This window comes from Bradyrhizobium sp. in8p8 (assembly GCF_000426845.1).
Lineage (GTDB): Bacteria > Pseudomonadota > Alphaproteobacteria > Rhizobiales > Xanthobacteraceae > Bradyrhizobium > Bradyrhizobium japonicum_C.
On record NZ_AUGD01000049.1, the window covers coordinates 1 to 1,552 of the forward strand.

Below are 1,552 nucleotides of genomic sequence, written 5' to 3' on the forward strand. Positions count from 1 at the left end.
GATTCCGGACGGTTGAAGAACGAGGTCAGCAAGTTCCTCGCCAACGTCCGCGCGGCGTAGAGGCGAGCGCGCGTCTTTCGTGGGAAGTGAGCGGCGCCTTGCGCCGCTCACTTTTTTCAAGCTTCCGCTGAAGGAAGGAAAGGCTTCGTTCCGAGCCATGCCGGCCACGATATGAGAGGCCGGCAATCAGCAGCTGCAAGCTGCGGAACGCTCATCCGTTGAGTCGCATCCTCTTGGATAGTCCCGCAAAAGCCCGGGCTATTTCATGCTGATGCATCAGTATGACTACGGAGTGCCGTTAAGGTGAATGATCTCCAGCGACGGTAAGATCGTGTCGGAAGTCATAGCACGGTTGGAGCCGGTCATCCGACGAGAAACTCCTGATCGTCAGCACTGGGAAGCTCTTTATGTCTTGGATAAACAACGTTCGCATCTCCATCAAGGTTTCCGCAGTGTTTGCGGCGATCTGTCTCGTCGTCGCCGGCAGCACCGCAGCGATCCACAATTCGCTGAACGTGATGAACTCGACGGCGAAAATGACCGTGCATACCTATGAGGTGTTGGAGCAGCTCTCCGAGCTCGTCGGGGCCATGGTCAATGCGGAAACAGGCGTCCGCGGCTATCTCGTTTCGGCGGACCCGGCGTTTCTCGGACCTTACGAATCCGGCCAGAAGCAGTTTCAGGCCGCTGCGGCCAAGGTAGGCAGTCTGACCTCTGACAACCCGGCTCAGCAGAAGCGCCTTGAGCGCGTGAAGGCGTTCGCCAGCGACTGGATGACCAACGTCGCGCAGCGCGAGATAGCGATGATGAAGGACCCTGCAACTCAGTCCAAGGCGCGGGAATTAGAGGCCTCCGGCGCCGGCAAGAAGTCTATGGATGGATTGCGCGCCGTCGTGCAGGAGATGGATGCAGAAGAACGATCGCTCCTGTCGGTGCGCGCTGCATCTGCCGAGGCCGCATCCGCCAACGCGACCATCTCCATGATGATCGGCGGCTTCCTGACGCTGTTGCTCTCACTGGTGGGTGCCTTCGGCGTCGCCATGGCCGTCACCCGTCCCATTCAGCGTATCACCAGCGAGATGGGCATTCTGGCAAATGGCGATACGTCGGTAGTCGTGTCCGGAACGGAGCGCAGGGACGAGATTGGCGAGATGGCCCAGGCGGTCCAGGTGTTCAAGACCAATGCGATCGAGGTCGAGCGGCTCAAGGCGGAGCAGGTCGAGGCTGAGCGACGGAATGCGGAGCAACGCAAGCAGGACATGACCAGGCTTGCAGACGATTTCGAAGGTGCTGTCGGCCAGATCATCGGAACGGTCTCGTCCGCCTCGACGCAGCTCGAGGCGTCGGCCACCACCCTTACCGGCACGGCCGAACGCTCGCAACAACTGGCGACCACGGTCGCCGCCGCTTCGGAGGAAGCCTCGACCAACGTGCAATCGGTGGCTTCGGCGACGGAAGAGATGGCGTCCTCGGTCGGCGAGATCAGCCGTCAGGTGCAAGAGTCCGCACGGATGGCGGGCGACGCCGTCGGCCAGGCCCGCGCCACCACCGA

Annotated in this window: 1 protein-coding gene; it reads left to right on the top strand. The window is 61.3% G+C overall.

Translation table 11 applies throughout. From position 1 onward, the window contains the following. Positions 1-407 precede the first annotated feature (407 nt). Positions 408-1,552 (top strand): CHASE3 domain-containing protein (locus K408_RS40035; RefSeq protein WP_035698924.1); only part of this gene is annotated, 1,145 nt, incomplete at its 3' end.